Genomic DNA, 1,297 nt, shown 5'->3' with positions numbered 1-1,297 from the left:
CCCCAGCCCCGGCCCCACAACCGCCCCCGAACACCACGACCAGGAGACCACCCCATGACCCGCCTGCCACCCGCACCCACCGACCAGTACACCGCCCTGCCCGACGCCCGCCTGGTCACCACCCGAGCCCTGCTCACCGCCCGGGAGAACCTCACCGACACCATCAACGCCCGCGCCATGATGTGCATCCACGGCGGCGCCGGCTTCGGTAAAACCGTCGCCGTCACCAGCTGCCTACGCGAACTCCAAACCAGCGAAGACATCCGCCGCATCACCTTCCACGCCCGCACCACCACCCGCGCCGTACGCCACGAACTGCACACCGCCCTCGAACTACCAGGCCAGCCCCCGCGCTACGCCACCGAGTTCGACCACCTGCTCAAGGCAACCCTCGCCGCCCACCCGCGTACCCTCGTCCTGGACGAAGCACAGTGGCTCTCCAGCGACCAACTTGAGTACATCCGCTACCTCTGGGACGACCCCTACACCCAGCTCGCCGTCATCTTCGTCGGCGGCGAAGGCTGCCACGCCACCCTCCGCAAAGAACCGATGCTGTCCTCCCGCATCTTCATCTGGCAGCGCTTCACCCGCCTCACCACCGACGAAGTCCTCAAGACCATCCCCCTCTACCACCCGATCTGGGCCGACGCCGACCCCAAAGACATCACCTACGCCGACAGCCGCGCCGCCCACGGCAACTTCCGCAACTGGGCCCGCCTCACCGCCCACACCCTCACCGCCCTGAACCGCACCGGCCGCCCCCGCGTCGACCAAGAGGTCCTCCGCTGGGCCTTCAGCCGCCTCGGATCAGGCACATAGCCTCCACCCGACTACCGCCCGCTTTACCAGCGCATACCGAGGGCATCGAGGTCCGCACGGCGTTGTTCGGTGAGCCTGCCAGCACGCTTCCGTACGTTGTCGAGCCATGTGCCGAGCTTGACGACCACGACCCCGTCAGCGCCTGCCTGATGGCCCGACGGGCCTGCCATGCCCGCCGCTCCCGCCAGGTGTTCGACGCGCTTGCGGGGTACCCGCAAGTGCCCCTCGCGTGCGTGGTACTGCTGCGCCGCACGCAGGTTGAGGGCCCACATGGTGTCCTGCGTCCGTTTCACCAGCCGTTCTGCTTCCTCGGCGGGTTCGATCCCGAGGACGTTCTCCAGCAACCACTGCTGCGCGGGCAGGAGTTGTTCCCACCCGTGCCGCTGCGCCGTCACCCACCGTCCGAGGTCCTCGCCCTGCACGAGCACCTTGCCGGCCGCCACCGGCAGAGCCCCGCCGTCCTGGAGCAGGCTCTGGG

2 protein-coding genes are annotated in these 1,297 nt (G+C 68.9%); one reads left to right on the top strand and one right to left on the bottom strand.

The window, feature by feature from the left end:
• Positions 1-54: 54 nt before the first annotated feature.
• Positions 55-819, top strand: coding sequence for an AAA family ATPase (locus EES42_RS45435; RefSeq protein ID WP_164495578.1), 765 nt, complete (start codon positions 55-57; stop codon positions 817-819).
• A 23-nt stretch (positions 820-842) separates the two neighbouring features.
• Here the strand turns inward: EES42_RS45435 and EES42_RS43095 are convergent.
• The coding region (locus tag EES42_RS43095; RefSeq protein ID WP_206433970.1) for a helicase associated domain-containing protein at positions 843-1,297 on the bottom strand (455 nt) is incomplete at its 5' end.

The organism is Streptomyces sp. ADI95-17 (assembly GCF_003846175.1).
GTDB lineage: Bacteria > Actinomycetota > Actinomycetes > Streptomycetales > Streptomycetaceae > Streptomyces > Streptomyces sanglieri.
This window is presented reverse-complemented; position numbering and strand designations above follow the sequence as displayed.

Excerpts from the sequence above, each read along its gene's own strand:
- EES42_RS45435 (WP_164495578.1), top strand. The coding sequence starts at position 55 with ATGACCCGCCTGCCACCCGCACCCACCGACCAGTACACCGCCCTGCCC.